At 58.6% G+C, this 24860-nt stretch carries 21 protein-coding genes and 3 pseudogenes; 17 read left to right on the top strand and 7 right to left on the bottom strand.

What is annotated here, in order from left to right; translation table 11 throughout:
* The first annotated feature begins 204 nt into the window (after positions 1 to 204).
* The 11 genes from EOA33_RS02570 (at position 205) to EOA33_RS02620 (ending at position 12120) form a co-directional block, all read left to right on the top strand.
* A complete protein-coding gene (locus tag EOA33_RS02570; RefSeq protein ID WP_029356603.1) occupies positions 205 to 486 on the top strand; it encodes an acyl carrier protein in 282 nt (93 codons plus the stop codon).
* Positions 487 to 1695: a beta-ketoacyl-[acyl-carrier-protein] synthase family protein gene (locus EOA33_RS02575; protein WP_126057631.1), complete on the top strand. Its 1209-nt coding sequence runs from the start codon at positions 487 to 489 to the stop codon at positions 1693 to 1695.
* Between the two features lie 853 nt (positions 1696 to 2548).
* The gene (locus EOA33_RS02580) at positions 2549 to 3139 is read left to right on the top strand and encodes a NodA family N-acyltransferase (protein WP_024505875.1); all 591 of its coding nucleotides are present in this window, start codon (positions 2549 to 2551) and stop codon (positions 3137 to 3139) included.
* Positions 3136 to 3795, top strand: coding sequence for a chitooligosaccharide deacetylase NodB (gene nodB / locus EOA33_RS02585; protein ID WP_126057632.1), 660 nt, complete (start codon positions 3136 to 3138; stop codon positions 3793 to 3795). The genes EOA33_RS02580 and nodB overlap by 4 nt, the downstream gene beginning before the upstream one ends.
* A gap of 15 nt (positions 3796 to 3810) precedes the next feature.
* Complete coding sequence (nodC, locus tag EOA33_RS02590) at positions 3811 to 5136, top strand: chitooligosaccharide synthase NodC (protein ID WP_032899868.1); 1326 nt, start codon at positions 3811 to 3813, stop codon at positions 5134 to 5136.
* Between the two features lie 260 nt (positions 5137 to 5396).
* Entirely contained in the window at positions 5397 to 6311 is a 915-nt protein-coding gene (gene nodI / locus EOA33_RS02595) for a nodulation factor ABC transporter ATP-binding protein NodI (protein WP_024505873.1), read from the top strand.
* Between the two features lie 3 nt (positions 6312 to 6314).
* Entirely contained in the window at positions 6315 to 7103 is a 789-nt protein-coding gene (locus EOA33_RS02600; protein WP_029356621.1) for an ABC transporter permease, read from the top strand.
* A gap of 289 nt (positions 7104 to 7392) precedes the next feature.
* Positions 7393 to 8154 carry a sulfotransferase gene (locus tag EOA33_RS02605; protein ID WP_024505871.1) on the top strand — a complete coding sequence of 254 codons (762 nt, stop codon included), beginning with the start codon at positions 7393 to 7395 and terminating at the stop codon, positions 8152 to 8154.
* Between the two features lie 377 nt (positions 8155 to 8531).
* A complete protein-coding gene (locus EOA33_RS02610) occupies positions 8532 to 9818 on the top strand; it encodes a dicarboxylate/amino acid:cation symporter (RefSeq protein ID WP_126063813.1) in 1287 nt (428 codons plus the stop codon).
* A gap of 272 nt (positions 9819 to 10090) precedes the next feature.
* The gene (locus EOA33_RS02615; RefSeq protein ID WP_024505889.1) at positions 10091 to 11152 is read left to right on the top strand and encodes a LacI family DNA-binding transcriptional regulator; all 1062 of its coding nucleotides are present in this window, start codon (positions 10091 to 10093) and stop codon (positions 11150 to 11152) included.
* A 164-nt stretch (positions 11153 to 11316) separates the two neighbouring features.
* Complete coding sequence (locus EOA33_RS02620; protein WP_127404889.1) at positions 11317 to 12120, top strand: TIM barrel protein; 804 nt, start codon at positions 11317 to 11319, stop codon at positions 12118 to 12120.
* A 48-nt stretch (positions 12121 to 12168) separates the two neighbouring features.
* On the opposite strand, the gene EOA33_RS02625 is transcribed toward EOA33_RS02620, so the two are convergent.
* A complete protein-coding gene (locus tag EOA33_RS02625) occupies positions 12169 to 13086 on the bottom strand; it encodes a LysR family transcriptional regulator (RefSeq protein WP_024505887.1) in 918 nt (305 codons plus the stop codon).
* Positions 13087 to 13787: 701 nt separating this feature from the next.
* On the opposite strand from EOA33_RS02625, the pseudogene EOA33_RS41470 reads away from it, so the two are divergent.
* The 6 genes and pseudogenes from EOA33_RS41470 to EOA33_RS02650 form a co-directional block, all read left to right on the top strand.
* Positions 13788 to 14162: pseudogene (locus tag EOA33_RS41470) on the top strand (IS110 family transposase); the annotation flags it as partial.
* Between the two features lie 91 nt (positions 14163 to 14253).
* Positions 14254 to 14778: a transposase gene (locus EOA33_RS41475; RefSeq protein WP_245265439.1), complete on the top strand. Its 525-nt coding sequence runs from the start codon at positions 14254 to 14256 to the stop codon at positions 14776 to 14778.
* 1218 nt (positions 14779 to 15996) lie between these two features.
* The gene (locus EOA33_RS02635; protein ID WP_029356603.1) at positions 15997 to 16278 is read left to right on the top strand and encodes an acyl carrier protein; all 282 of its coding nucleotides are present in this window, start codon (positions 15997 to 15999) and stop codon (positions 16276 to 16278) included.
* Positions 16279 to 17487 (top strand): beta-ketoacyl-[acyl-carrier-protein] synthase family protein, encoded by a 1209-nt coding sequence (locus EOA33_RS02640; protein ID WP_127231680.1) that lies wholly within the window; start codon positions 16279 to 16281, stop codon positions 17485 to 17487.
* Between the two features lie 762 nt (positions 17488 to 18249).
* Positions 18250 to 19293: pseudogene (gene nifA, locus EOA33_RS02645) on the top strand (nif-specific transcriptional activator NifA); the annotation flags it as partial.
* A gap of 582 nt (positions 19294 to 19875) precedes the next feature.
* Complete coding sequence (locus EOA33_RS02650; protein WP_024505228.1) at positions 19876 to 20442, top strand: sugar O-acetyltransferase; 567 nt, start codon at positions 19876 to 19878, stop codon at positions 20440 to 20442.
* Between the two features lie 307 nt (positions 20443 to 20749).
* Here EOA33_RS02650 and EOA33_RS02655 read toward each other — a convergent pair whose 3' ends face one another.
* The 6 genes and pseudogenes from EOA33_RS02655 to EOA33_RS39655 form a co-directional block, all read right to left on the bottom strand.
* Positions 20750 to 21643 carry an SIR2 family protein gene (locus EOA33_RS02655; RefSeq protein ID WP_024505229.1) on the bottom strand — a complete coding sequence of 298 codons (894 nt, stop codon included), beginning with the start codon at positions 21641 to 21643 and terminating at the stop codon, positions 20750 to 20752.
* A 34-nt stretch (positions 21644 to 21677) separates the two neighbouring features.
* Complete coding sequence (gene nifT / locus EOA33_RS02660) at positions 21678 to 21890, bottom strand: putative nitrogen fixation protein NifT (protein WP_024505230.1); 213 nt, start codon at positions 21888 to 21890, stop codon at positions 21678 to 21680.
* A complete protein-coding gene (locus tag EOA33_RS02665) occupies positions 21887 to 22207 on the bottom strand; it encodes a nitrogen fixation protein NifZ (protein ID WP_024505231.1) in 321 nt (106 codons plus the stop codon). Before EOA33_RS02665 ends, nifT begins: the two co-directional genes overlap by 4 nt.
* 85 nt (positions 22208 to 22292) lie before the next feature.
* Positions 22293 to 22487, bottom strand: coding sequence for a 4Fe-4S binding protein (locus EOA33_RS02670; protein WP_024505232.1), 195 nt, complete (start codon positions 22485 to 22487; stop codon positions 22293 to 22295).
* 29 nt (positions 22488 to 22516) lie between these two features.
* Positions 22517 to 23998 (bottom strand): nitrogenase cofactor biosynthesis protein NifB, encoded by a 1482-nt coding sequence (gene nifB, locus EOA33_RS02675; RefSeq protein WP_024505233.1) that lies wholly within the window; start codon positions 23996 to 23998, stop codon positions 22517 to 22519.
* Between the two features lie 273 nt (positions 23999 to 24271).
* A pseudogene (locus EOA33_RS39655) lies at positions 24272 to 24375 on the bottom strand (helix-turn-helix domain-containing protein); the annotation flags it as partial.
* Positions 24376 to 24860 lie beyond the last annotated feature (485 nt).

The following is a 24860-nucleotide window of genomic DNA, read 5'->3' on the forward strand; positions in this document are numbered from 1 at the left end:
CTATGGACAGACTGGGAGACGCGCACGGTGTAGCGGCTCACATCGTCATACTGCACCTACGCCACACACCGGCCGGACCTGATCCGGCTTTATGAGCATTGGGCTTTGTCAGTTGCCCAAGCGTGATGGCTTTCGCGACGCGGCGCGCCTCAGGAACTGAGCCGCGTCCAGGTCGAAACGCGGGAAAGAAAGACAGGAAACAGAATGGCCGATCAATTCGCAACGGACGTCATTGCCCTGATCAAGAAACGCGCCGAGTCGGAGAGCGGTGAGGGAATGCCTGCGTCATTCGTCGGCGAGATAACAATCGCCACGGAACTGGACGCGCTCGGGTTTGATTCGCTGGGTTTGGCGGACGTCCTCTGGGATGTGGAGCAGGCCTACGGCATCAAGATCGACATGAACACGGCCGATGCCTGGTCCAATCTCAAGAATGTCGGCGACGTCGTGGAAGCCGTCCGCGGCTTGCTTGCGAAGGAGGCTTGAATGGACAGGCGCGTCGTTATCACCGGAGTGGGCGGCCTGTGCGGACTGGGCACCGACGCCGCCTCTATGTGGAAAGAGATGCGCGAAGGCCGCTCCGCCATCGGCCCGATCGCCAATTCCGAGCTTCATGACCTGGAGGGCATGACCGGCGCTGAGATCAAGGCGCTGCCCCAGCACGACATCAACCGGGGGCATCTCATCTCCATGGACCGCTTCAGCTTGCTCGCCGTGCTTGCAGCGCGCGAAGCCATGCGGCAGGCCGGACTTTCCTGGGACGAGGGGAATGCCCATCGCTTCGGCGCGACAGTGGGCGTCGGATTTACCGGTTCATACGCAACAGAACAAACTTACCGCTCACTGCTTTTGGGTAGCGCAATCCGTGCTGAACTCTTCACTGGAGTAAAGGTGATGCCCAGCGCCGCTTCCGTCCATCTTAGCTTGAGCCTCGGCTTGCGCGGGCCGGTCTTCGGGGTGACCTCCGCATGTGCCTCGGCCAACCATGCGATCGCCTCGGCGGTGGACCAGATCAAGCTGGGCCGGGCCGACGTAATGGTTTCCGGAGGCAGCGACGCACCCTTCGCATGGGGCGTGCTGAAAGCATGGGAAGCAATGCGCGTGCTTTCACCCGATACCTGCCGGCCCTTCTCCGCCGATAGGAAGGGCCTGGTGCTGGGCGAGGGTGCGGGCATGGCCGTGCTGGAAAGCTACGAGCATGCCACGAGGCGTGGTGCCACAATTCTTGCCGAGATCGCCGGCGTCGGCCTTTCCGCCGATGCCTTCCACATTGCCGCGCCATCTGTCGAGGGGCCAGCGTCGGCGATGCGCGCCTGCCTTGCCGATGCCGGGCTGAATGCCGAGGACGTCGACTACCTCAACGCGCACGGCACCGGTACCAAAAGCAATGATCAGACTGAAACGGCGGCGATCAAGCGTGTGTTTGGAAACCACGCTTATTTGATGTCCATCTCTTCCACCAAGTCAACGCACGCGCATTGCCTCGGCGCAGCGAGCGCGCTTGAAATGATCGCCTGCGTGATGGCAATCCAAGAGGACGTCGTGCCGCCGACCGCCAACTATCGCGAGCCAGATCCCGCTTGCGACCTCGACATCACACCCAATGTGCCGCGCGAGCGCAAGGTGCGCGTCGCCATGAGCAACGCCTTCGCCATGGGCGGTACGAACGCAGTTCTGGCATTCAGGCAGGTGTAGAAGCCATGCAAGACGCCTCATTTGAGGTCACCTGTCGTATCTAGCTGCTTGCCGGACCACTATGTGAAGCGAGCGCTATTGGCTGCCTCTGCGATGCGGGAATTGGCAGCGGACGTCTCACGATCAAACAGGCATCTGCTTGTAGAATTCTTTTAATCGTGAAGCGGCGCGAGTGCGCTATCCGTTGAGGTGAGCAAGGCCGGCGCCCTGGGTGAGCGCTGGTGTCGGGTGGTGGAAAGTACAGGGGGAGCTGTGTGGCCCCCTCTTTCTCGGCCTCGACGATGTGCGAAGGAGCCTGTGCGGCGAACGGGCCGACGCCCCAGGCTCAGAACCTGGGCGAACCTAACTCCCGCCAAAGGACAGCCCAGAGCTGGATACACGAAAGAGATACTGAACCCGCGAATCAGATTCTGATCAATCGTCGTGTCTGAGCTCCGCTCGGCTCTTACGGAGATAATCGCGCGGCCCGGCAACGGCCGCGCGTGCCGCGGGCGTGAGCTTTGCGCTTCGTCAGAAGTGCCTCGAGCGTGACGACGATAATTGACCAGCCATATGGAACGCATTCGCCCAGTTATCCAAAGCGTGGATACCTTTCATCTAAACAAAGGATTTTACCGTTTTTGCTGCAGGTCCCATAGAGGCGCTTCAAGTTGGAAAGATAGGTAGTTCCCATGGTTGCGTTGGATCCGAGGAGCATCATCTGGTGTGCGGGGCGCACAAAGTCAGTCGCATCTGCATTACGGCTTGGTCTTTCGGCGGTCTCCACAAGTTACGCCCCGTTGGTGCGATGCCAATTATTTAACCAATGCTTGGACATTTATCTCAACCAGACAGCTCCAAGGTGAGGTCTTCCATGCGCCCGAATGTCGATTGGAAGTTGTGCTGGGAAAATGAGCTGCAACTGGCCGACCATGTCGAACTCTCCGACTTTTTTCGAAAGACCTATGGACGGACTGGCGCCTTCAACGCGGAGCCATTCGAAGGCGGCCGCAGTTGGGCCGGCGCGAGGCCGGAATTCCGCGCAATCGGCTACGACGCGCATGGGGTAGCGGCTCACATCGGCATGCTGCGGCGCTTCATCAAAGTTGGCGAGGTCGACTTGATCGTCGCTGAATTGGGCCTGTACGCGGTTCGTCCGGATCTTGAAGGGCTCGGAATCGGTTTTTCGATGCGCGTGGCGTACCCAGTGCTCCATCAGTTGGGTGTTCCATTCGCTTTCGGCACGGTTCGGCACGCGCTGCGAAACCATGTCGAAAGATTCTGCAGAGCCGGCCTCGCGAACATTGTGTCGGGCGTTCGCGTACGATCGACCCGTCCAGATGTGCATCCCGACCTGCCGCCCACGCGCCTGGAAGACGTACTCGTGTTGGTTTCGCCGATCGGACGCTCGATGGACGAGTGGCCGTCCGGTACCCTGATCGACCGGAACGGTCCGGAACTATGAAGCCTCTGGACTACATATGCGAAGGGCAGAGTGACAATGCCGATGGCACTGCAGAGCGCAGCGTCTATCTGACGTTTGACGATGGTCCCAATTCATTTTTCACACCGCAGATACTCAATGTGCTGGCGCAACATCAGGTGACGGCGACCTTCTTCGTTGTTGGGGCCTACGCGGCCGACGAGCCGGAACTCGTTCGCCGAATTATTACAGACGGGCACGGTATAGCCAACCACACGATGACTCATCCGGACCTGGCCAAATGCGGGTCCGTCGAAGTCGACTGCCAGATAGTTGAGGCAAACAGAGTCATAGGGATGGCTTGCCCGCAGGCCATGGTTCGGTACTTTCGTGCACCGTATGGCATCTGGACCGAAGAAGTAATCGCTGCATCAGCGGGTGCGGCATTGGCGCCCGTCCATTGGTCCATTGATCCACGCGACTGGTCTCGCCCCGGCGTTGACGCCATCGTCGACAGAGTGCTCGCCGATATCCGGCCGGGCGCAATCGTGCTGTTGCACGACGGGTGCGCTCCCGACGAATTGCAACCAGGCAATCAAGCCAGTCTGCGCGACCAGACGGTGACAGCGTTGTCACGCCTAATTCCAGAATTGCACGGCCGCGGATTTGTAATCCGATCACTTCCTCAACACCCCTGAACAAACAGAGATCCTATGGACCTTCTCACCACAGCCAGTACTGTTGCCGTTTCGTCTTATGCGGTGCTCTCGACTGTTTACAGAGGCATGCAAGCGGTCTACTCCCAACCGGAAAATGTTACGCCGCCGTCGGAAAGCTTGTTCGGATCCGACCGTTGGCCGAGCGTGGATGTCATTATCCCCTGCTACAATGAGGACCCGCGCACACTCGCGGCGTGTTTAGCTTCCATTGCAAATCAAGATTACGCCGGAACATTTCAGGTCTATCTGGTTGACGACGGTTCTGGAAATCGTAATGCCGTCATCCCGGTACATCACGCCTACGAGGGCGACCCGAGATTCAATTTCATTCTGCTCCGCGAGAATGTTGGCAAACGCAAGGCGCAGATCGCCGCCATCCGCCGCTCATCTGGAGATTTCGTGCTCAGCGTCGACTCTGACACGACACTTGCGTCCGACGTCATCACAAAGCTTGCAGTAAAAATGCGGGATTCCATGGTCGGAGCGGCCATGGGCCAGCTGACGGCATACAACCGCAGCGACACTTGGTTGACCCGATTGATCGATATGGAATACTGGCTGGCTTGCAATGAGGAGCGCGCGGCGCAAGGTCGCTTTGGTGCGGTCATGTGCTGCTGCGGCCCATGTGCAATGTACCGCCGGTCTTGTCTCCTTTCTCTGCTGGATCAATACGAGACGCAGCTGTTCAGGGGGAAACCAAGCGACTTCGGTGAAGACCGTCATCTTACGATCCTCATGCTGAAAGCAGGCTTTCGAACCGAGTACGTTCCAGGTGCCGTCGCGGCGACAGTCGTTCCGGACAAGATGGGACCTTATTTGCGCCAACAACTCCGCTGGGCACGAAGCACCTTCCGGGACACGATGCTTGCGCGAGGTCTACTGCGTGGCCTGGATCGCTATCTAACTTTGGATGTGATGGGAGAGAATCTCGGCCCATTGTTGCTCGGCATCGCGGTAGTAACGGCGCTCGGTGAGCTACTATTTTCACATACAGTAAATTGGTGGACGGTGCTGGCTATTGTCACGATGACCATAATCAGATCTACGGTGTTATCTTTCCGCACTCGGCAGCTTCGATTCATCGGCTATTCAATGCACGCGTTAATCAGGATATTCCTGTTGATCCCCTTGAAGGCTTACGCCCTGTGTACATTGAGCAATAGCGATTGGCTGTCGCGTAAAAGTGTTCCCCTGCCCAACAGGAGCACAAAGGAAATCACAAGCGCGATGCCGCTTGCCGGAGCAAATGCTGCGGGCAATTCTGGAATTGCGGAGTCACTTCATACTGCAGATCTTTCGCTCACAGCTGGTGAAGTCTGACGGCCTTGCAGCGCCGAGTGACCGAGTAAGTTGTGTCAGTCGACACGGGGTGAAGCTTTCGAGTTACCTATGGTCAGAACGGGAACTATCTGGAAGCGACACGTGGCATCTTGACGTTATTCTTTGGCGGAAGCGATACACGCGTCGCTCCGGCCGCGACTTTCCAAAGGTGCCATCTCAAGGCGGTGGCCTGCTCTGAACCAGAATTCGCAAGTAAGCTGCCGGTGGCCAATCGGACTCATTCCGCTTGAGATAGACGCATGTCCAATGTAGCAATCGACCTTACCGGCGTAACCAAATTATTCGGAAACAAGCTCGTTGTGGACGGGCTGTCCTTCACCGTTGCATCGGGAGAGTGCTTCGGTCTGCTGGGGCCGAACGGCGCAGGCAAGAGCACGATTGCGCGTATGCTCCTCGGTATGACCCGGCCTGACGCGGGTGATATAACAGTCCTCGGTCTACCAGTGCCGGCACGCAGCCGCTTGGCCCGCAAGGGCATAGGCGTGGTCCCGCAGTTCGACAATCTCGACCTGGAATTTACGGTACGCGAGAACCTGTTGGTGTTCGGGCGCTACTTCGGCATGAGTACAAGAGAGATCAACGCCGTCATCCCACGGCTCCTCGAGTTCGCTCGCCTTGAGAGCAAGGCGGATTCACGTGTCGGCCTGCTATCCGGCGGGATGAAGCGGCGCCTGACGCTGGCACGTGCTCTGATCAACGACCCCCAGTTGCTTGTGATGGATGAGCCCACGACCGGCCTCGACCCGCATGCCCGCCATCTGATCTGGGAGCGACTTCGTTTCCTGCTGGCGAGCGGAAAAACGATCATTTTGACCACCCATTTCATGGAAGAGGCTGAGCGGCTTTGTGATCGGCTGTGTGTTCTCGAGCGGGGACGCAAGATCGCCGAGGGCAGTCCTCATGCGCTGATCGACGAGTACATTGGGTGCAACGTGATCGAGATCTTCGGCGGCAATCCACAGGAGCTGATTTCGCTGATCAGACCGTACGTTCAGCGTGTCGAGGTAAGCGGCGAGACGCTCTTTTGCTATGCGCCTGAGCCGGAGGATGTGCGCATCCAGCTTCGCGGTCGAGCGGGTCTGCGTATTCTAGAGCGTCCACCCAGTCTGGAGGACGTTTTCTTGAGGTTAACCGGACGTGAGATGGAGAAGTGAGCAATGGGTGAACGTTTTGCGGCCGCTCTACCCGCCAACGCCTGGAACTGGATCGCGGTGTGGCGCCGCAATCATCTGGCATGGAAGAAGGTGGCATTTGCTTCAATGCTCGGCACCCTTGCTGATCCGATGATTTACCTTTTCGGGCTCGGCACTGGCCTTGGACTGTTGGTAGGCCGCATCGAAGGTGCATCCTACATCGCCTTTCTGGCAGCCGGCATGGTTGCGACGAGCGCGATGACAGCATCAACCTTCGAAACAATTTACGCGGTTTTCGGTCGAATGCGCGATCAGGGCACTTGGGAAGCAATCCTGCACACACAACTTACCCTCGGCGACATCGTTCTCGGTGAATTGACCTGGGCAGCCACAAAGGCCTTTCTGGCCGGTACGACAATTGCGATTGTTGCCGCCGCGCTAGGTTATGCCGCGTGGACGTCGGTTCTCTACGTGCTGCCGGTCATCGCTCTCACCGGGTTCGCCTTTGCGAGCCTGGCCATGCTCGTCATCGCGCTCGCGCCCAGTTATCACTATTTTATTTTCTATCAGACGCTTGTCATCACACCCATGCTGTTCCTTTCGGGCGCGGTTTTTCCAGTCGGCCAATTGCCAGGAGTGTTTCAGCAGATTGCGGCCTTCTCGCCGCTGGCGAATTCTATCGATCTAATCCGTCCGGTGATGCTCGGCCGCCTGGGCGACAATGTAGGGCTGCATATAGGCGCACTTTGCATGTTCGCTGTATTGCCTTTTTTTCTGTCGGCTGGACTGTTTCATCGACGACTAATGCGTTGACGCTTACCTACGCCCATCAACGAGAAGGAGGTCCGCAATGCCGGATTGCAAACTGCCCCCAGCGGCCCGGAGGCATGCGTGTGCCAGGAATCGCGAGTGGTACAACAACGCCGAAGCCGGGCGCCACCCAGCCGCTGCAGGCACGCGCCCATCTTCGCGACCACACCTCGGAGTACAGGCTGGGTGGTGAGGCGCGCGGACCCACCCGGAGCGTTCAAGCGATAGCAGCCAAGCTTCTTGTGCGCGTCCCCAGACCGTCGCGGCCATTATTTAGTTGGATACACATGCAATGACCCACAACGAACCAACTCCTGAGCCTTTTGTGATCCTTGCTATGCCAAGGACCGGAACACACTATTTAGAAGAATTGCTAAACGAGCATCCGACCGTTCTGAGTAACGGTGAGTTGCTAAACGAATATGATCCCAATTGGCCCAGCACGGATCGCCTGCTAGGCACGGATCGCGAGCTTCTTGAGCTTGCCTATGTGCGCTGCCCTATGCGCGACTACAAGAATGTGACGCATCTTGGCTGCAAGATCAATGAACCTCAGTTTCGCGAGCGTCCAGCATTCTTTGCGGAATTAGCTCGTTGGCCAGCACTCAAGGTCATCCTCGTTGTTCGCCGAAACGTATTGGAATCGCTCCGATCCTTTGTGCAGGCCAGGGAAAGCGGTCAGTGGCTGAAGTTCAGCTCGGACAACGATACCGCTCGGCCACCGAGCGTCAGGTTGTCAATCGCCGACTGTGAGGCTTATTTCAAAGCCGCCGACGATTTTCACGCTCGCGTTATGGACTCCTTCACGTCGACCAACCTGCTTGTAATGGAATACGAGAGCCTACTTCACGAACCTGCCCAATGCTTGGGAGCGGTTTGGGATTTCCTGGGCGTTCCAGCGCTTGAGCCATCAGATAACGCCATCTTGCAGCGCCAGGAAACGCGACCGCTTGATCAAACGGTGGAGAACTTTGACGAGTTGCGGATTCACTTCGCACGCGGACCTTATTCAAGATTTTTTGACCTCGGAGATTCAATGCGCTCCTACGCTTAATCGCTTGTACCGCGTGCTCTGATGGGCGTGTAGGATATCCTGCAGTTTGCGCGCATTCCGTTCCAAAACTGACAAACCAAAGTCACCAAGGCAACCGGCAGTCGATCTGCGGCGAACATCAAAGGGCACGGGCGCAAGGCGACCTGGTCAATTCCCTCTCTGATGAAGCACTTCCTCAGACGCGATCTTTGGCGAGCCTCGAGTGCAGAATTCCGGCAAGGTGGAGGGTTCCAGTGCGCAACTGCACCAATCTCGCTGGACGGGACAGGCGTCCAGTTGGCACGGCGCTTGCTCCGAGATGACAGCAGCGCTCGACCGGAGCGCAGCATGGGAGAAGGAGGAGCCCCCACCCCGATCCGGTCAGGGAGAGAGAAACGATGTTGGTTCCAAGAGTCCCCCGCGCGATCGCAGCGCCCCGCAAGCGCCATTTTGCCCGGACCTACGTGCAGGTACTTGCCGCCATGGTCCTTGGAGCCGCAATTGGCTACCTCTATCCGGAAACCGGCCAAAGCCTGAAGCCGCTCGGCGATGCCTTCATCAAAGTCATCAAGATGATTATCGCACCTGTCATCTTCCTGACAATTGCGACCGGCATTGCCGGCATGAGCGATCTGCAGAAGGTCGGCCGAGTTGCCGCCAAGGCGATGGTTTATTTCCTTACCTTCTCGACGCTTGCACTCGTTGTCGGGCTGATTGTCGCGAATATCGTTCAGCCTGGCGCCGGCCTCAACATCGATCCGGCCTCGCTCGATGTCGAAGCCGTTAAGGGCTATGTGGCCACGGCTCACGAGCAGTCCGTGACCAGCTTCCTGATGAACATCATCCCGTCAACGATTGCCAGTGCCTTCGCGGAAGGCGACATCCTGCAAGTCTTGTTCTTCTCGGTCTTGTTCGGCATTGCTCTGGCGATGACCGGAGAGACGAGCAGGCCGGTCGTTACCTTTCTCCAGGCGCTCACCGCCCCCATTTTTAAGCTCGTCGGCATTCTGATGAAGGCTGCACCCATCGGCGCCTTCGGCGCTATGGCCTTTACGATCGGCAAATACGGAATCGGTTCGGTGGCCAACCTCGCGATACTGGTCGCGACGTTCTATCTGACCGCCTTCCTCTTCGTGTTCGGGGTTCTCGGCGTGGTCTGCCGCTGCAACGGCTTCTCGATCTTTTCTCTTGTCCGCTACATCAAGGACGAGCTGCTGCTTGTCCTGGCAACGTCCTCCTCGGAGGCCGCGCTGCCCTCGCTCATGGAGAAGATGGAGAAGGCCGGCGCCGCGCGTTCGGTCGTAAGTCTCGTCATCCCTACTGGATACTCATTCAATCTGGACGGCACCAATATCTACATGACGATCGCCGCCCTCTTCATCGCGCAGGCGACGAACACAGATTTGTCAATTGCCGATCAGATCCTCCTGCTGCTAATTGCGATGCTTTCCTCGAAGGGTGCGGCAGGCGTCACCGGCGCCGGCTTCATCACATTGGCCGCTACTCTGTCTGTCGTGCCGAGTGTTCCCGTTGCCGGAATGGCTCTAATTCTTGGCGTGGACCGCTTCATGTCGGAATGCCGCGCGCTGACGAATTTAGTCGGTAATGCGGTGGCATCGCTCGTTGTCGCTCGCTGGGAAGGCGAATTGGACCAGTCCCGGATGGAAGCCGCTTTCCGCGGTTAGGGTTACATCAAACGGGCTCCCCGCAAGCAAGCAATAGCGCGACGTGTAAGTCACGGCCTTCACAGCAGTCGAATTGCCGGCCTCCAAAGAGCGCTGGAAATAGTGTACTAACGCGGAGAGTAATACAACACCATGAAGCCCCTAAGCAAACGAACGGTTCACGGAAACTCATCTGGGTCCGCATGGAGCGCTGTTCGTCGAATGCGTTATCAACCGTGGGGTGTGGTAACTATTTCAGCTTGCCGCCCCAAGCCGTCGCGGGATCGCACCGGATGACGGAGGACCGGCCGATCAGAATCGCTAGGGGAAAGCGCGTCACAATTGCCGATCTCGCCCGCGAAGCCGGAGTCAGCGTAGCAACAGTCGATCGGGTTCTGAACGTCCGCCTTCCGGTGCGAGAGGAGACCGCCCAGCGGGTCCATGCGGCCGCGCACGCGATCGGCTATCATGCTGCCGGTCTCATCAAACAGCGCTTGCAGCAGCACCTGCCGCACTACAAGCTGGGCTTCATCTTGAGAAAACCTGCCCACGATTTTTACCAAGATTTCGCTCGCAATATTGAAGAGTCGGTCAGTATGGCTAAATCCTTCCACGGCCTTCCGATCATCGAGTTCGCGCAGTCACATTTGCCGCGTGACCTGCTCCCGCTTCTTAAGGACCTTGGAAGCCGCTGCCAGGCGATCGCCATGGTGGCGGCCGATCACCCGAAAATCACAGCATCAGTCGAGGAGCTCAAGGCGAAAGGTATCCCGGTATTTTCGCTGTTATCCGACTTCGCCGATGGCGTGCGCGAGGGCTACATCGGCCTCAACAACAGCAAGGTCGGACGGACTGCCGCTTGGGTGTTTTCCAAGGCCGCAAAACGGCCCGGCAAGGTGGCGGTGTTTGTCGGAAGCCATCGCTTCCAGGCGCATGCGACGCGGGAAACGGCCTTTCGTGCCTATTTTCGTGAGAACGCGCCCAAATTCGAGGTGCTTGATCCGCTCGTGAACCTTGATGAACGGCAGCTCACTTACGAAAAATTGCTGGATCTTATGCAGCGGGAACCAGAGCTCGTCGGCTTCTATATGGCCGGCGGGGGTATAGAGGGAGCAATTTCCGCGCTCCGAGAAGAGGGGAGCGGTCAGGATCTCGTCGCGATCGTGAGTGAAATGACGCCGCAGTCACGTGGGGCGCTTGCGGATGACATCTTGACGATGGCGGTCGGCACGCCAATGCGCCGACTTTGCCAGGAGCTGATAATGGCAATGGAGCGGGCCATCAAAGCCGGCGTCGCGGAGAGCCCGGGGCAGACATTTCTGCCGTTCGACATTTATCTTCCGGAAAATATTTGACCTTGATGGATTTCTATCATGAGCGCCCATTTTCCTTTCACCGATGAAAGGAAAGCTCGATTGACTCGGCCGTCTCTGTCCGATCTGTGAACCGGCGTGGTTCCGTCTTGAAAGAAGCCGGATGCCGAAATGGCAGCCGCGCTTCATGGAAGGAAAGTCAAGCAATGCGCCAGGTATCGCCCCGCTTTGCACTCGATCACATGGCGGCGCCCCGCCTTGACGTCAGTGCGCTTTTCGCGCTTGCCCGTGACCAAGACCTGACCGACGTCCAAATCCGTTACCCTCATTTCAGCAATCCTGTCGCACGCGGCATTCCGGCTGCGGACGTTCGGTTTGCCGCTACCGAAGCGGGCGTCACGATCATCTCTGTCAACGCCTTGCAGCGGTTCAACGACTGGACTCCAACGCGTCAGGCCGAGGCAAGCAACCTCGCCGATTATGCGACGGCGTGCGGGGCAGAGACGCTCGTGTTGGTGCCGGCCAACCGCAGCTCGTGGCCCACCAATAGCGAGCGCCAGGACAATCTTCGTTTCGCTCTAAACGAGATCAAGCCAATCCTCCAGTCGCGGGGTCTGATCGGTCTCATCGAGCCGCTGGGTTTCCGAACCTGCTCGCTTCGATCAAAGAAGGAAGCGGCCGAGGCCGTTGCCGCGGTTGATGGCCAGTCCGTCTTTCGCCTCGTGCACGACACGTTCCACCACACCCTGGCCGGGGAGACATGCCTGTTCTGCGAGCTTACCGGCCTGGTGCACATTTCAAGCGTAAACGACCCGACCTTCTGGATTTACCCCGATCGCTTTCTTGCAGGTTCCGACAATGGCAGCCAGATTCAGGCGCTGCTGGATGGCGGCTACGCGGGACCTTTCTCGTTCGAGCTGATCGAGGAAGTCCATTCTCTGGACGATCTCGCAGGCGCACTTGCCGCCAGCATCGACTTTATCCGGCGAGGGCTATTGTCGTCAAAGTAGATGGTGACAGGTGTAGTGACTATAGGTGCGCCTGAATTTTCCGAGGGTTCACAGCGGGGCAGCCATCCGAGATGCCTCCTGTATCATTATCTCCCGCATCCAGATGCTTGCCGGATCGCTATTGTGGAGGGCCGGCCATTGGAGGGTCTCGGTGAATGTGGGAAATGGCAGCGGAAGTTCGATAACCCGCAGGGGGAACGTTTTTTCGAAATGCCTGACCAGCCGTAAGGGCATGGTCGCTATACGAGCTGTGCCGGACACCATAGGTGGAATCATGCTGAAGCCCTGCACGGCGACCTCGACACGTCTCTTAAGGCCATGCTCAAGCAAAAACCATTCCTCGATAGACGGCTTCATCGTACGCCCGAACCTGACCGCGACGTGCCTCATCGACATGTATCTCTCGAATGTAAGCTGCTGTGGCAGCTGCTTGTTTGTGGGACAGCCTACGCACACGAGCTTCTCGTCAAACAGCGCAATGCTTGAATGCACACTCGACGTGAACATATCCGGTAGAATTAGAAAATCGACGTCACCGCGCCGGAGAAGCTCATCGGGGCTATCGTCGACAGGCAGCAGTTCGAAGCTGACGGCGGGGGCTTCCCGTGAAATACGCTCCACAAGCTTTTCGAAAAACACGAGCGTGACGAAATCGGAAAGAATGATCCTGAAGAGGCGATCGGCTCGAGCTGGGTCAAACGGATCCGAAGAAATAATCGAGCACTGGATGTGCTGGAGAGCGTCGCGAACTGCGGGGGCAAATGCTGCCGCACGCGGGGTTAGAAATCGTTCGCGACCTCTTATCGTAAACAGTTCATCGCGGAAATAATCGCGCAGTCGGGCGACGGCCGCACTCATGGCGGGCTGACTCAGGTTGATCCTGCGTGCCGCCGCCGAGAGATTACGCTCCGTCAGGAGTGCGTCGAGCACAACGAGGAGATTTAGATCAAGTCCTTTGAAACGCATGTCATCAGCCATCCATGGGATGGATGCCTTTAACCGAAACAAACGACTTTAACAATTTAGCATTCTTGCAATCTTTTGTCGCAAAAAGTTTATGATGGATGACGTTAAGGTCCGACATATGAGCCGCGTGATCTGCCGAAGCGAGCAATCGTTCGTACTGTGCAGGTCAGAGATTGGCAGTTTGAAACGCCGGGCCGATGGCGCCGGGCTATCAACCAGCGTCTTCGGCGGCCCCGACCTAGCTGGGCGTGGAATCTAATAGGGTGCACCTTTCCAGTCCGAGGCGACTGATGGGCGGTTTGATCCTAAGCTGCCGTGAGGCCTGTGCCAATTGTATCGGCGAGCCAATGCAGCAGTCCGGCAGCGTTTTTGAGAGCTGTTGTAGGCTCGGCCTAAGCCCATTGGCGCAAGCCTATCTGAACGAAGCGCTTGGCCTTGCCGCTATCCGGTATGTGATCTGTGGTGTCTTCTCGTCCTGCTGTTCTTGTTTTGGAACGCCCTTATGGTGAGCCCATCCGGGACGTGGGGCACCGGGAGCACAAAGGTGCAGGCAGGCCGTCAATAGACCGTGGGCTGAGAGCCCGAGCTCGTTACATGGCCGCCCCTGGCGACTTTCCCGGATGCGCTGCGAGCGCGGATCAGTAGATGTCGTGTTGCCCGCCAGCTCCCGTCTTTGACCGAGCCAAGAAGGAGGAACGGGCATGCTTATCATCGGACTGGATATTCACCGCGCCTTCGCCGAAGCAGTGGCATGGGAGGAGGGCAGGCTCAGGCGACTCGGCCGCGTCGACATGCGGCGCGATCTGCTGGCGGCGTTCGCCGCGAAGCTGTCGCCGAACGATGTCGGGGTGATCGAGGCCACCGGCAGCGCGACGTCCGCTGCAGCTGTGATTGCGCCGCATGTGAAGAAGGTGGGGATCGCCAAGCCGAAACAGGTGTTTATCGTTGCCTATGCCAAGATCAAAACGACGATCGACGCCGACGTTCTTGCGCAGCTCTATGCCAGCGGCTTCTTGCCAGAAGTCTGGATTGCGGACGAGCCGACGCAGGCTCTGCGTCGACAGGTGACACGGCGCAATCAGATTGTCCGACAGAGATCTCGATTGAAGAGCGTCATCCAGTCGATCCTTCATAGCCACCTGATCCGTCCTGCCCGCATGCCGACCTGTGCGGCGCCAAGGGTCGGACCTGGTAATCGAGCAGGTCGTACCGCAGGACGAGCGCCTCGCGATCGATGGGCATCTGCGCGAGTTCGACCGATTGGGCGAAGACCTCCAGGTCATCGAACGCGATCTTGTCCGCTCGGCTCTCGAGGATGAAGGCGTGAAGCGGCTGATGACCATTCCCGGCGTCGACATCACCGTCGCGCTGGCGATGAAGGGCGGCGATCGGCGACGTGTCGCGCTTCGACGATCCGCAGAAGCTCGTGACCTATCTCGGGTTGAACCCAAGCGTCCAGCAGTCCGGCCAGGTCCGGCCTACCATGGGCGGATCACCAAGCAGGGCCGTGGTCATGCGCGCGGCATGCTCGTCGAGGCGGCCTGGGCGGCCGCTCGTGCTCCCGGACCGTTGCGAGCCTTCTCCCTGCGGCGTGCGAGCCCGGCGCGGACAGCATGTCGCGGCCGTGGCAACCGCACGCAAACTCTCTGTCGTGATCTGTCATCTGTTGAGAAGGGCGAGAGTTACGCGTAGGCTCGACCCTCCCTGCATGCCAAGAAGCTTGCGCGATGTGGAACTCAAGGCCGGGAGCAAGGCTGTGCGCGGCCAAAAGGGAGCGCACGCCTACAACATAAAGAGCCACCGGGAAGAAGAGCGCCGCTGGGTGGAGCAGGCCGAGGGCGCCTATGCACGCCTCGTCGCCGGTTGGAACCCACGAGGTCCGAAGAGGGTAGGCACGGATGCCGCAAACCGGGCGCCCAGCTTGGCATAAGGGCTACGTGGCCTCAGGAAGCGTCGTCGCCAATGCAGACCATGGACGAATTCCCAGCCGATGCCGAGATGCCGGTCGACCGTGCCTGTCGCCGTCCGGTGATGCGATGCCCCCGAGCGGATGAGTTCGCCCCGGATGCTCCCGGTCACGACGCACGGGTTCGGGTTCCAAGGCGCTCAGTTTTGTTCGCGCCCAATCGGTGTAGGACGCGGCAGAAAATACGAGCGTGACGAAATCGGGAAGAATGATCCTGAAGCGGCGATTCGGTAGAGCCGGGTCAAACTATCCGACGAAATAAACGAGCACTGGATGGGCGGGAGAGCGTCGCGAACTGGAGGGCAAGAGCTCCCGGACGCAGCGTTAAGTTTGAATACCTCCGCGGACATGGTCGCGAGCTTATCGCGCAAATAATCGAGCAGCCGAGCGCCGGCCGCACTCATGACCGGCTGGGCTCGGTTAATCCTGCATGCCGCGCCCATGAGGTTGCGCTCTGTCGGGAGTGCGTCGAGCACAACGACGAGATGTAGTTCACGATCTTTGAAACGCGTGGTCAACTATCCAAAGTGTGGATGCCTTTCATCGAAACAAACGATTTCATCAATGTTCTGGAATCCTGCATGGGCAGAAGCACCTGACGCACACCGATGCCCCCACTGCCTCATGGCGTGGCGAGCGTCTTAAGAAACCGCCCGAAAGGAGATTTTTCATGCGCTCTACCGGGCAGTGGAGTGCTGGGAAAGGGAGTTGCAACTGACCGGGTCCGACTTCTTCCGAGCCTATGGACAGACTGGGAGACGCGCACGGTGTAGCGGCTCACATCGTCATACTGCACCTACGCCACACACCGGCCGGACCTGATCCGGCTTTATGAGCATTGGGCTTTGTCAGTTGCCCAAGCGTGATGGCTTTCGCGACGCGGCGCGCCTCAGGAACTGAGCCGCGTCCAGGTCGAAACGCGGGAAAGAAAGACAGGAAACAGAATGGCCGATCAATTCGCAACGGACGTCATTGCCCTGATCAAGAAACGCGCCGAGTCGGAGAGCGGTGAGGGAATGCCTGCGTCATTCGTCGGCGAGATAACAATCGCCACGGAACTGGACGCGCTCGGGTTTGATTCGCTGGGTTTGGCGGACGTCCTCTGGGATGTGGAGCAGGCCTACGGCATCAAGATCGACATGAACACGGCCGATGCCTGGTCCAATCTCAAGAATGTCGGCGACGTCGTGGAAGCCGTCCGCGGCTTGCTTGCGAAGGAGGCTTGAATGGACAGGCGCGTCGTTATCACCGGAGTGGGCGGCCTGTGCGGACTGGGCACCGACGCCGCCTCTATGTGGAAAGAGATGCGCGAAGGCCGCTCCGCCATCGGCCCGATCGCCAATTCCGAGCTTCATGACCTGGAGGGCATGACCGGCGCTGAGATCAAGGCGCTGCCCCAGCACGACATCAACCGGGGGCATCTCATCTCCATGGACCGCTTCAGCTTGCTCGCCGTGCTTGCAGCGCGCGAAGCCATGCGGCAGGCCGGACTTTCCTGGGACGAGGGGAATGCCCATCGCTTCGGCGCGACAGTGGGCGTCGGATTTACCGGTTCATACGCAACAGAACAAACTTACCGCTCACTGCTTTTGGGTAGCGCAATCCGTGCTGAACTCTTCACTGGAGTAAAGGTGATGCCCAGCGCCGCTTCCGTCCATCTTAGCTTGAGCCTCGGCTTGCGCGGGCCGGTCTTCGGGGTGACCTCCGCATGTGCCTCGGCCAACCATGCGATCGCCTCGGCGGTGGACCAGATCAAGCTGGGCCGGGCCGACGTAATGGTTTCCGGAGGCAGCGACGCACCCTTCGCATGGGGCGTGCTGAAAGCATGGGAAGCAATGCGCGTGCTTTCACCCGATACCTGCCGGCCCTTCTCCGCCGATAGGAAGGGCCTGGTGCTGGGCGAGGGTGCGGGCATGGCCGTGCTGGAAAGCTACGAGCATGCCACGAGGCGTGGTGCCACAATTCTTGCCGAGATCGCCGGCGTCGGCCTTTCCGCCGATGCCTTCCACATTGCCGCGCCATCTGTCGAGGGGCCAGCGTCGGCGATGCGCGCCTGCCTTGCCGATGCCGGGCTGAATGCCGAGGACGTCGACTACCTCAACGCGCACGGCACCGGTACCAAAAGCAATGATCAGACTGAAACGGCGGCGATCAAGCGTGTGTTTGGAAACCACGCTTATTCGATGTCCATCTCTTCCACCAAGTCCACGCACGCGCATTGCCTCGGCGCAGCGAGCGCGCTTGAAATGATCGCCTGCGTGATGGCAATCCAAGAGGACGTCGTGCCGCCGACCGCCAACTATCGCGAGCCAGATCCCGCTTGCGACCTCGACATCACACCCAATGTGCCGCGCGAGCGCAAGGTGCGCGTCGCCATGAGCAACGCCTTCGCCATGGGCGGTACGAACGCAGTTCTGGCATTCAGGCAGGTGTAGAAGCCATGCAAGACGCCTCATTTGAGGTCACCTGTCGTATCTAGCTGCTTGAGGGGCGGGGCATTGTGATACAGGGAGAGCTGTGGGGTCCCTCCTTCTCGGCCTCGACGATGTGGAAGGAGCCTGTGCGGCGAAACGGGCTAGACGCCCCCAGGCCCAGAACTTGGGCGAAACCAACTCCCACCAAAGGACAGCCGGTTTAGTAGCCGAACAATGAAACCTCGCTCGACGAGCCGCCGTCTCTACTGTCTCCGGCCTCACGCGGTTGAAGCGAACAGCGCAGCAGCTACTGTTCCGCACAACTCGGATGGCAATTGGGACAAGTCCGCACATGTCGTCACGTACGCTGAACGCCGCAGGTACAGCCAAACTGGGGCGGGGCGTTTCTGCCGTTTTGATAGAATTCTATCAAACTGACAATTTTCCTTGCATAAATGCAAGGAGAGCTCGGTTGACTCCCCTCCTTTCTTGTCAAGGATGAGTTTGCAGGCTGCGGTGCGGCAGAAGCCGGACAGAACAGCGACCGGTCGAGTAAAGGCCTGCGCAAACCGCATATTGCGAGCGCCCGCGCGGAGGAAGACGCTCGTCCTGGTGAAAGGCAACGATGCTCAGGCGCCATTGCCATTTGCCGAGGGCGTCCGCGCGCCGAAAATTTCGAAGCAACAAAGGTGAGATCGAGAATGATGATGACGAAATACAACACAGCTCACCGTCCAGTGCAGTTCTACCGGCGGGTGGCGGAGTGGGATGGGCTGCCAAATGGAACGTAAAAAGATCAGCAAGGAGATGCTTGGCGATAGTCAGGCGCTGCGCAAGCTGCGTGAGCACCTTGTCAAGGTGGCCAAGGCGAAGACTACGGTCCTGTTGCGAGGTGAATCCGGAACCGGTAAGGAGCTGGTTGCCAAAGCCATTCACGAGCTCTCGCCTCGCGCCAAGCAGCCCTTCATCAAGGTCAATTGCGCGGCGCTCACCGAGACGCTTCTGGAATCTGACTTGTTCGGTCATGAGAAGGGTGCCTTCACCGACGCGAGCAGTTTGCGCAAGGGGCGCTTTGAGGCTGCCGACAAAGGCACATTGTTTCTGGACGAGATTGGCGAAATATCAGGTTCGTTCCAGGCTAAGCTGCTGCGTGTCCTGCAGGAGCAGGAGTTTGAGCGCGTCGGCAGCAACCACACCATTAAAGTTGATGTTCGCGTGATTGCCGCAACGAACAGGGACTTGGAAACGGCAGTTCAACGCAAGGAGTTCCGGCAAGACCTCTATTATCGCATCAACGTCGTCACTTTACGCGTGCCGGCATTGCGCGAAAGGCGAGGTGATATTCCGCTCTTGGCCGCTCAGTTTCTCAAGAATTTCAATACTGAGAATGATCACACGCTGACCTTCGCTCCCGAAGCGATTGAGGTGCTAATGAACTGCGAATTTCCAGGCAACATCCGAGAGCTCGAAAACTGCGTTCAACGGACGGCAGTTCTGGCGACGGGTCCATCAATCCTCAGAACTGACTTTGCCTGTTACGCGGATCAGTGCTTGGCCGCGGCGCTGTGGAAGAACGGACCGCCGACGTCAGAGAAGTCGACTACGATCCAGCCTTCCGCCGCCTGTGCCGCCCCGCCCGTCGGCGACGGGCAAGCGCCGATAGGCCCTGCCACGAGTCGTGGTAGGGTGCCCGATGCCGATACGGTCATTGCTGCCATGGAAAAGTGTGGCTGGGTGCAGGCAAAGGCGGCGCGCCTGCTCGGTTTGACCCCGCGCCAGATCGGCTACGTGCTGAGAAAACGCGGTATCGAGATCAAGCGTCTCTGAAACAACCCGCCGAGCAAGAGCTGGAGCAGGTCAAGCATTGGTGCTCTGGCGAGCCCATCGGCCAGGCTTACGAAGTGGGTGTGAACAGCGCTGCCAAGATTCCGGCCGTGTGCTTTCTACCACGTAGTCATACTGGGGCTCTGCGACTGACAAACTAAAAAGGAGTAATCCTATGGCTAGTAACTTCGCTCTACACCGCAAGGCAAATCAATTCGACGTGCCTGGATCCAGAAATAATCGATGTATTATTGGTGACACGCCAGCATGCGTAGAGGCGACGCGCAGATCTCCGCTGGCGGGACCTGGTCGATACATTAGCTGATGGCTTACCGCTCGATATCACGCAATCTGAGATGGGCATGAAAGTGAGTTCGACCGCTGGACAGTTGCCGACCTCGTCAGGTATTGGCCCCTGCGACCGGTTGATCTGCGATATCCAAATTCGCGGAAGTTGGTCGAGACGAAACTGTCGCCCCGGCTCGTGACCGACCGCGCGCCCGGCAAGACCGAGTTACAAAGTTGCCGAGGCAGTTTGATGTGCGTTCCTGCATCACTGTACGGGACACGACCTGACGGGAGACTATGATGCGTAGCCAAAAAGAAAAGATGCTCGCAGGCGAGTTTTACAATGCGGCGGATCCGGAGATCCAAGCTGACCTGTTGGCCACCGGGGCTTGGCTCAAGCGGTACAATGATACGCTGGGGCAGACCACGGGGCATTGGCATGAGCTTTTGTCCGAGCGGCTGGGAGAGGTTGGGCGCGGAACGGTCATCCGTCCGCCCTTTTTTTGCGACTACGGATTCAATATCCGCATTGGAGCCAATGCCTACATCAACTTCAACTGCGTTATTCTTGACGTGGTAGAGGTCAAAATCGGGCAAGGAACGGCAATTGGGCCTGCTGTGCAGATTTATACCGCCGATCATCCACATGATGCCGAGCAGCGGCAGGCCGGCCTGCAGGTCGGGCGTCCTGTTCACATTGGCAGCCGTGTCTGGATCGGCGGTGGAGCAATCATTCTGCCTGGCGTCACGATTGGTGATAATGCAGTGGTAGGCGCTGGCTGCGTGGTCACACGAGATGTTCCCGCCGGGGCAAAGGTAGTGGGAATTCCTGCTCGCGTGGCCGACCCACATAAACAGGCATAATCAACCTCGTTGACCCTGGAGGTGCATGCGAACTGTCGAAACTGTGCCGAATTTTTGTCGAAGCCATTGAGCGCTGCATATGTTGTCGCGACTCGGGCGCTTCAGTTCTTTTGCCACGGGGGTCACAAGATCATGTGCGTAATGCCGCCGCAACGTGCTCACGTCCCGCAGCAGCGGACCCTTTCACATCGCCCAACGAATTCAGAGCCTACGTTGTGCTGCCACTAGCATTACTACTCACGAATGTATTCCCAACTGAGTTTTCGCCCTTGGAGGCAAGCAGCGACTCACCAGCAATCGCCGGCCATTAATCCTGGCTAGCATCGACCCCGACGAGGCGAGCCGCGGCGTTGCGGATCGGCATGTCGATGACCGTGATTGCGCCTTCGGCAAGGAAACGACGTTCGTTTCTGGTCAGCGTAGCCGAATCGATCACCGCAAAATGTGGGCCAGTGGAGCGCTTCATCAGCTGTCTGGCATATGTGCGCAGCATCTGATCGTTGAAGCGGCAGCCCACGAAGAAAAAACCCCGGTTGACGCGCCGTTGCTTCACCGCGTCCGGGATCGGCGTCTGGATATCAATTTCGGTTAGGACTTCGACGTAATCGGAATCAGCCACGAGGAAGTTTGCCGCCGGCCTGACGCTGCCGTGCGGCGCATAGAGCACCGTCCTAGCCACTTGTTCGGCCTCGAGTTCTGTTCCTGACAAATCGTAAGTTCTCGTCCAGATGTTACCGATTCCGGTCGCGCGCGTCGTTCCTTGTATCTCGACAACGTCTGTTTGGCCGGCCTCTGCAAGGGCTGCTCGCATGGCGCCATCGTACCAGCTGTCGATGATGACAGACAGTTGAAGGGTTGCGAGCCAGGCGTGAAGAACGGTCGGCTCGGCGGGGGCTGCGAATATCTCCGCCATCCACGCTTGGAGAGTCCGACGATGTCGGCGCTGCTCGATAAACTGCGCGACCGACCACATATTGGTGCGAATCCTGGAAGGGGCAGGCGCCCGCTTGTTGAGGGCCGCGGCGACATCTTCAGGGGTGCAAGGTACAGGTGATTCCGGTGGGTTAAGCTGCAGAAGACCAGGACCGAGATAGGGGATCACTCGATCGGCCTTGAGAGCGCCGTTCAGCAGGTCAATCAGTTTTTTGGCAAAACTGCCCCGGACGACGACGAGATGGTCCCAGCTCAGCATCGTGTTCATACGCGTTTCCTCTCCGCCACTGAACCCACCGGCATCAGGCCCCGTCGGAAATCTTCATCGCCTCGACGGTGATCGGCAAACGCGTGTCGCGCGGAAGGTCGGGCAGCATGAGCCGCCAACCGTTCCTGAGCGTCACGGTCCCGCCCCATAAGTCAGCGTTCTCAATCTCGGTGATCGGCTCTTCGAGATCCTTCTTGGGGACATAAGCCGACAAGCCAGTAGCGGTCCTGCGAATCATTACTTTCATCCGGCTGTTCCCCCGTTGGAAATGCCTTCAGCTCCGCAGGGAACCTCGACTTTGTCGAGGCTAATGAGTTCGCGCGCTCGCATGCCGACGACCGTGCCACGATCGATCCATTCGACCGCATAGATGAAGAATTGCTGGAGAAAGGTTCCAATGTCGCGCACGTAGCCTTCGTCGCCCTTCCGCACGAGGTTTTCGCCGATCTCCTTGCCGGGATAGGTGCCGTCGTTTTTTATGTGGCGTATCGCACGGACCCGCTCACCCTGCATGAACCGTGGCGGTCTGCCGATTTCGACCTCCTGTTCGCGTCTGGACCACATGCTGTCCATTCCTTTCTCGAGGCTTTTGTTGTGGTCGCGGGTTGCAGGCGTCGTCGTGCGGCGAACCCGACCGTTTCGGTAGGAATCAAGCGGGAACGCAGGTTTTCGGTACCGGACAGACCGACACGCATTGCTGCGTATCGAAGGCCTCCTTGCATTCGGTGCACTTGTTTGGATCGATCACATAGGCGTCGCCCTTGAACTTGATCGCTTCCGAAGGACATTCGAACTCGCAGGCCCCGCATTGGGTACATTGGGATGCGATGATCTTTAAAGCCATTCTAACTCCTGGTTATCGGACGAGACGGCTCAGGCCGTCGCCGCTAGTGGTCTGATCCCAAACTCTGCCGCGTAAAGTGCGCTGACTGCGGTCTCGATGTAGTCATGGCCATAGGCGTCGGTTACGCGCAGTCCAGCTCGCGAGAGTTGTTCCTTCGGGCGATTTCCGATCTTGGCGCATAGCACTATGTGTATGCCTTCGAGCGCTGCGATGACGCCCTCGAGGATGGCGTCTTCGCCCCCGCCTCCGAGGCAATACCGCTCGACCTTCCGATGCCCGACCAAGCTGATCCCTCTAGGCGAGACTTCATAAACCTGGAATTCCTTCGCGTGGCCGAAGTGTTCGTTGACCCGTCCACCTCCCTTAGTGGCCACCGCAACCAGAAGCGACTTTTCGGAGTCTGTTGCCTTGACCATACCGATGGCCTCGCTCCTCGCCGCCTCATGATCACGGCGCTCGTGTGCGACCACCTGCCGATAGGCCTGACGCTTGCCAGCATCGTAGGCGACATCGTCGGGAATCCCGTCCAGCGTGAATTCCTGGCCACGATCTTCACCGAGCAGGCCGACAGCATCTGCCCGGCACTGCCGGCAGTGGCGCATCAACTTGGCGCCACCTTCAAGTCGATCCTGAAGAGCCATCATCTCCATTGCCGTTGGGCCGCGCTGCCCGATGAGTCCGTAGTGGGTACCGTGCGCCGGGTCCGAAATCAGAGGCATCACGTTGTGCAGAAACGCGCCCCGCTCCCTGACCATTTTGTTCACCTCAAACAGGTGCTGGTCGTTCACTCCAGGAATCATCACCGAGTTGATTTTGGTGAGGATGCCGCGCGCGCTCAGCATCTCCAGGCCCAGCATCTGCCGCGCGTGCAAGATTCGAGCGGCTTCGATGCCGAAGTAGCGGCGATTTTCATAAAAGATCCATGGATAGATCTTCGCGCCGACTTCCGGGTCGACCATGTTGATGGTGACCGTCACGTGATCAACATTCATTTCGGCAAGCTCGGCGACATGGTCCGGCAGCACGAGCCCATTAGTGGAGACGCACAGCTTTATGTCGGGGATTTCCCTGATGACGCGGTCGAGCGTTGCCTTCGTTTTCTCCCAATCGTAACAGGCATCCCCCGGCCCAGCGATGCCAAGAACCGAAAGCTGCGGAACTTTGTTGGCAACGGCGATGACCTTGCGTAGCGCTTGGTCGGGCGTCAACTTCTCAGACACAACACCAGGCCGGCTCTCGTTGGCGCAATCGTATTTGCGATTGCAATAGTTGCACTGGACATTGCAAGCCGGCGCGACCGCCACATGCATACGCGCGAAATAATGATGCGCTTCCTCCGAAAAGCAGGGGTGATCCTTGATCCTTTCCCAAATAGCCGGATCCCCTTCGCCCGGGCTGGTCGGCGACGAGCCGTAGGAGGACGATGCGCAGCCACCGGATTTCGCGGCTGCCAGAAAACCCTCGGATGTCGTGCTAGTCGGCCCCTCAATCGAAACTGTCGGTGAGGACATCAAACGGCTCCGTTGCTGGTAACGTCGCGGTTCAAGGTGCAAGAGCCATACCAACTGAAAAAAGCGGCTTCAGTTCACTATTCGGGTCGATATCGCATTGTGTCAGGCCGGCGCGACACAATTTTGTCCTGCTTGCGACAGTGCAAGTCCAAATCCGTTCAGAAGCACGAAGCACTCCTTGTCGCGCACAGGGCGCGCAAGACCACTGGCCTGACGATTGGCTCATCAGGCTCTTAGAATTTCCTTCACCTCGATACTATGCCGGCGTATCGCCTAGCCGACTTGTCGCAGCTTGAGGCCGAGAATTCGAGCCGCATTAGCCTGAACCCAGCCGGCCTTCTCCATTGTGTCGATCAGCCGTCACGCTCCGTCCGCCGCGGTCTCAGCCCCCGTCCGGCCGTATCGTTAGAATCGCAAGTGGCTATCTCGTGTTCAGGGGGCGCCGATGCGCCGAACCGGCATCGTGCTGGCCCGTGAGAGCTCGTCGATGACATTGCCACGTTCCGAAAGATTGGTTCCTTCCAGAGGAGAACGCCAAGCACGCAGTTCTCCGGCTCGGACGTTGCCGGGGAAATAGCATTGCGAGATCAGCTCAACTGCCGACGGCGCAAAGCCATGGTTCTCCATATTTCAAGGGTAAGCGCTGTGTCCTTCCAGGAGGACCCGCGATCTGTGGGCCTGCCGATTCTGAGGTGGATCGGAGATCGGCTTGTGTCTGAACTTGAACTTACGATTGACCCTGAGCGGCAGCCTCGGCGTTTTCGAGGGTGATCAACGGCGCTGTTGGTCGGCGGCATTGGTCGATGGACGACAAGGCACGGAGTCATTCCGAGACCCTGGAGCCGACGCGGTGATCCCGGAG

Source organism: Mesorhizobium sp. M4A.F.Ca.ET.050.02.1.1, from assembly GCF_003997725.1.
Taxonomy (GTDB): domain Bacteria; phylum Pseudomonadota; class Alphaproteobacteria; order Rhizobiales; family Rhizobiaceae; genus Mesorhizobium.

What these genes read in the sequence shown, in the direction of transcription:
- EOA33_RS02570 (WP_029356603.1), top strand. Translation starts at nt 205, where the DNA reads ATGGCCGATCAATTCGCAACGGACGTCATTGCCCTGATCAAGAAACGC.
- EOA33_RS02575 (WP_126057631.1), top strand. Translation starts at nt 487, where the DNA reads ATGGACAGGCGCGTCGTTATCACCGGAGTGGGCGGCCTGTGCGGACTG.
- EOA33_RS02580 (WP_024505875.1), top strand. Translation starts at nt 2,549, where the DNA reads ATGCGCCCGAATGTCGATTGGAAGTTGTGCTGGGAAAATGAGCTGCAA.
- nodB (WP_126057632.1), top strand. Translation starts at nt 3,136, where the DNA reads ATGAAGCCTCTGGACTACATATGCGAAGGGCAGAGTGACAATGCCGAT.
- nodC (WP_032899868.1), top strand. Translation starts at nt 3,811, where the DNA reads ATGGACCTTCTCACCACAGCCAGTACTGTTGCCGTTTCGTCTTATGCG.
- nodI (WP_024505873.1), top strand. Translation starts at nt 5,397, where the DNA reads ATGTCCAATGTAGCAATCGACCTTACCGGCGTAACCAAATTATTCGGA.
- EOA33_RS02600 (WP_029356621.1), top strand. Translation starts at nt 6,315, where the DNA reads ATGGGTGAACGTTTTGCGGCCGCTCTACCCGCCAACGCCTGGAACTGG.
- EOA33_RS02605 (WP_024505871.1), top strand. Translation starts at nt 7,393, where the DNA reads ATGACCCACAACGAACCAACTCCTGAGCCTTTTGTGATCCTTGCTATG.
- EOA33_RS02610 (WP_126063813.1), top strand. Translation starts at nt 8,532, where the DNA reads ATGTTGGTTCCAAGAGTCCCCCGCGCGATCGCAGCGCCCCGCAAGCGC.
- EOA33_RS02615 (WP_024505889.1), top strand. Translation starts at nt 10,091, where the DNA reads ATGACGGAGGACCGGCCGATCAGAATCGCTAGGGGAAAGCGCGTCACA.
- EOA33_RS02620 (WP_127404889.1), top strand. Translation starts at nt 11,317, where the DNA reads ATGCGCCAGGTATCGCCCCGCTTTGCACTCGATCACATGGCGGCGCCC.
- EOA33_RS02625 (WP_024505887.1), bottom strand. Translation starts at nt 13,086, where the DNA reads ATGCGTTTCAAAGGACTTGATCTAAATCTCCTCGTTGTGCTCGACGCA.
- EOA33_RS02635 (WP_029356603.1), top strand. Translation starts at nt 15,997, where the DNA reads ATGGCCGATCAATTCGCAACGGACGTCATTGCCCTGATCAAGAAACGC.
- EOA33_RS02640 (WP_127231680.1), top strand. Translation starts at nt 16,279, where the DNA reads ATGGACAGGCGCGTCGTTATCACCGGAGTGGGCGGCCTGTGCGGACTG.
- EOA33_RS02650 (WP_024505228.1), top strand. Translation starts at nt 19,876, where the DNA reads ATGATGCGTAGCCAAAAAGAAAAGATGCTCGCAGGCGAGTTTTACAAT.
- EOA33_RS02655 (WP_024505229.1), bottom strand. Translation starts at nt 21,643, where the DNA reads ATGAACACGATGCTGAGCTGGGACCATCTCGTCGTCGTCCGGGGCAGT.
- nifT (WP_024505230.1), bottom strand. Translation starts at nt 21,890, where the DNA reads ATGAAAGTAATGATTCGCAGGACCGCTACTGGCTTGTCGGCTTATGTC.
- EOA33_RS02665 (WP_024505231.1), bottom strand. Translation starts at nt 22,207, where the DNA reads ATGTGGTCCAGACGCGAACAGGAGGTCGAAATCGGCAGACCGCCACGG.
- EOA33_RS02670 (WP_024505232.1), bottom strand. Translation starts at nt 22,487, where the DNA reads ATGGCTTTAAAGATCATCGCATCCCAATGTACCCAATGCGGGGCCTGC.
- nifB (WP_024505233.1), bottom strand. Translation starts at nt 23,998, where the DNA reads ATGTCCTCACCGACAGTTTCGATTGAGGGGCCGACTAGCACGACATCC.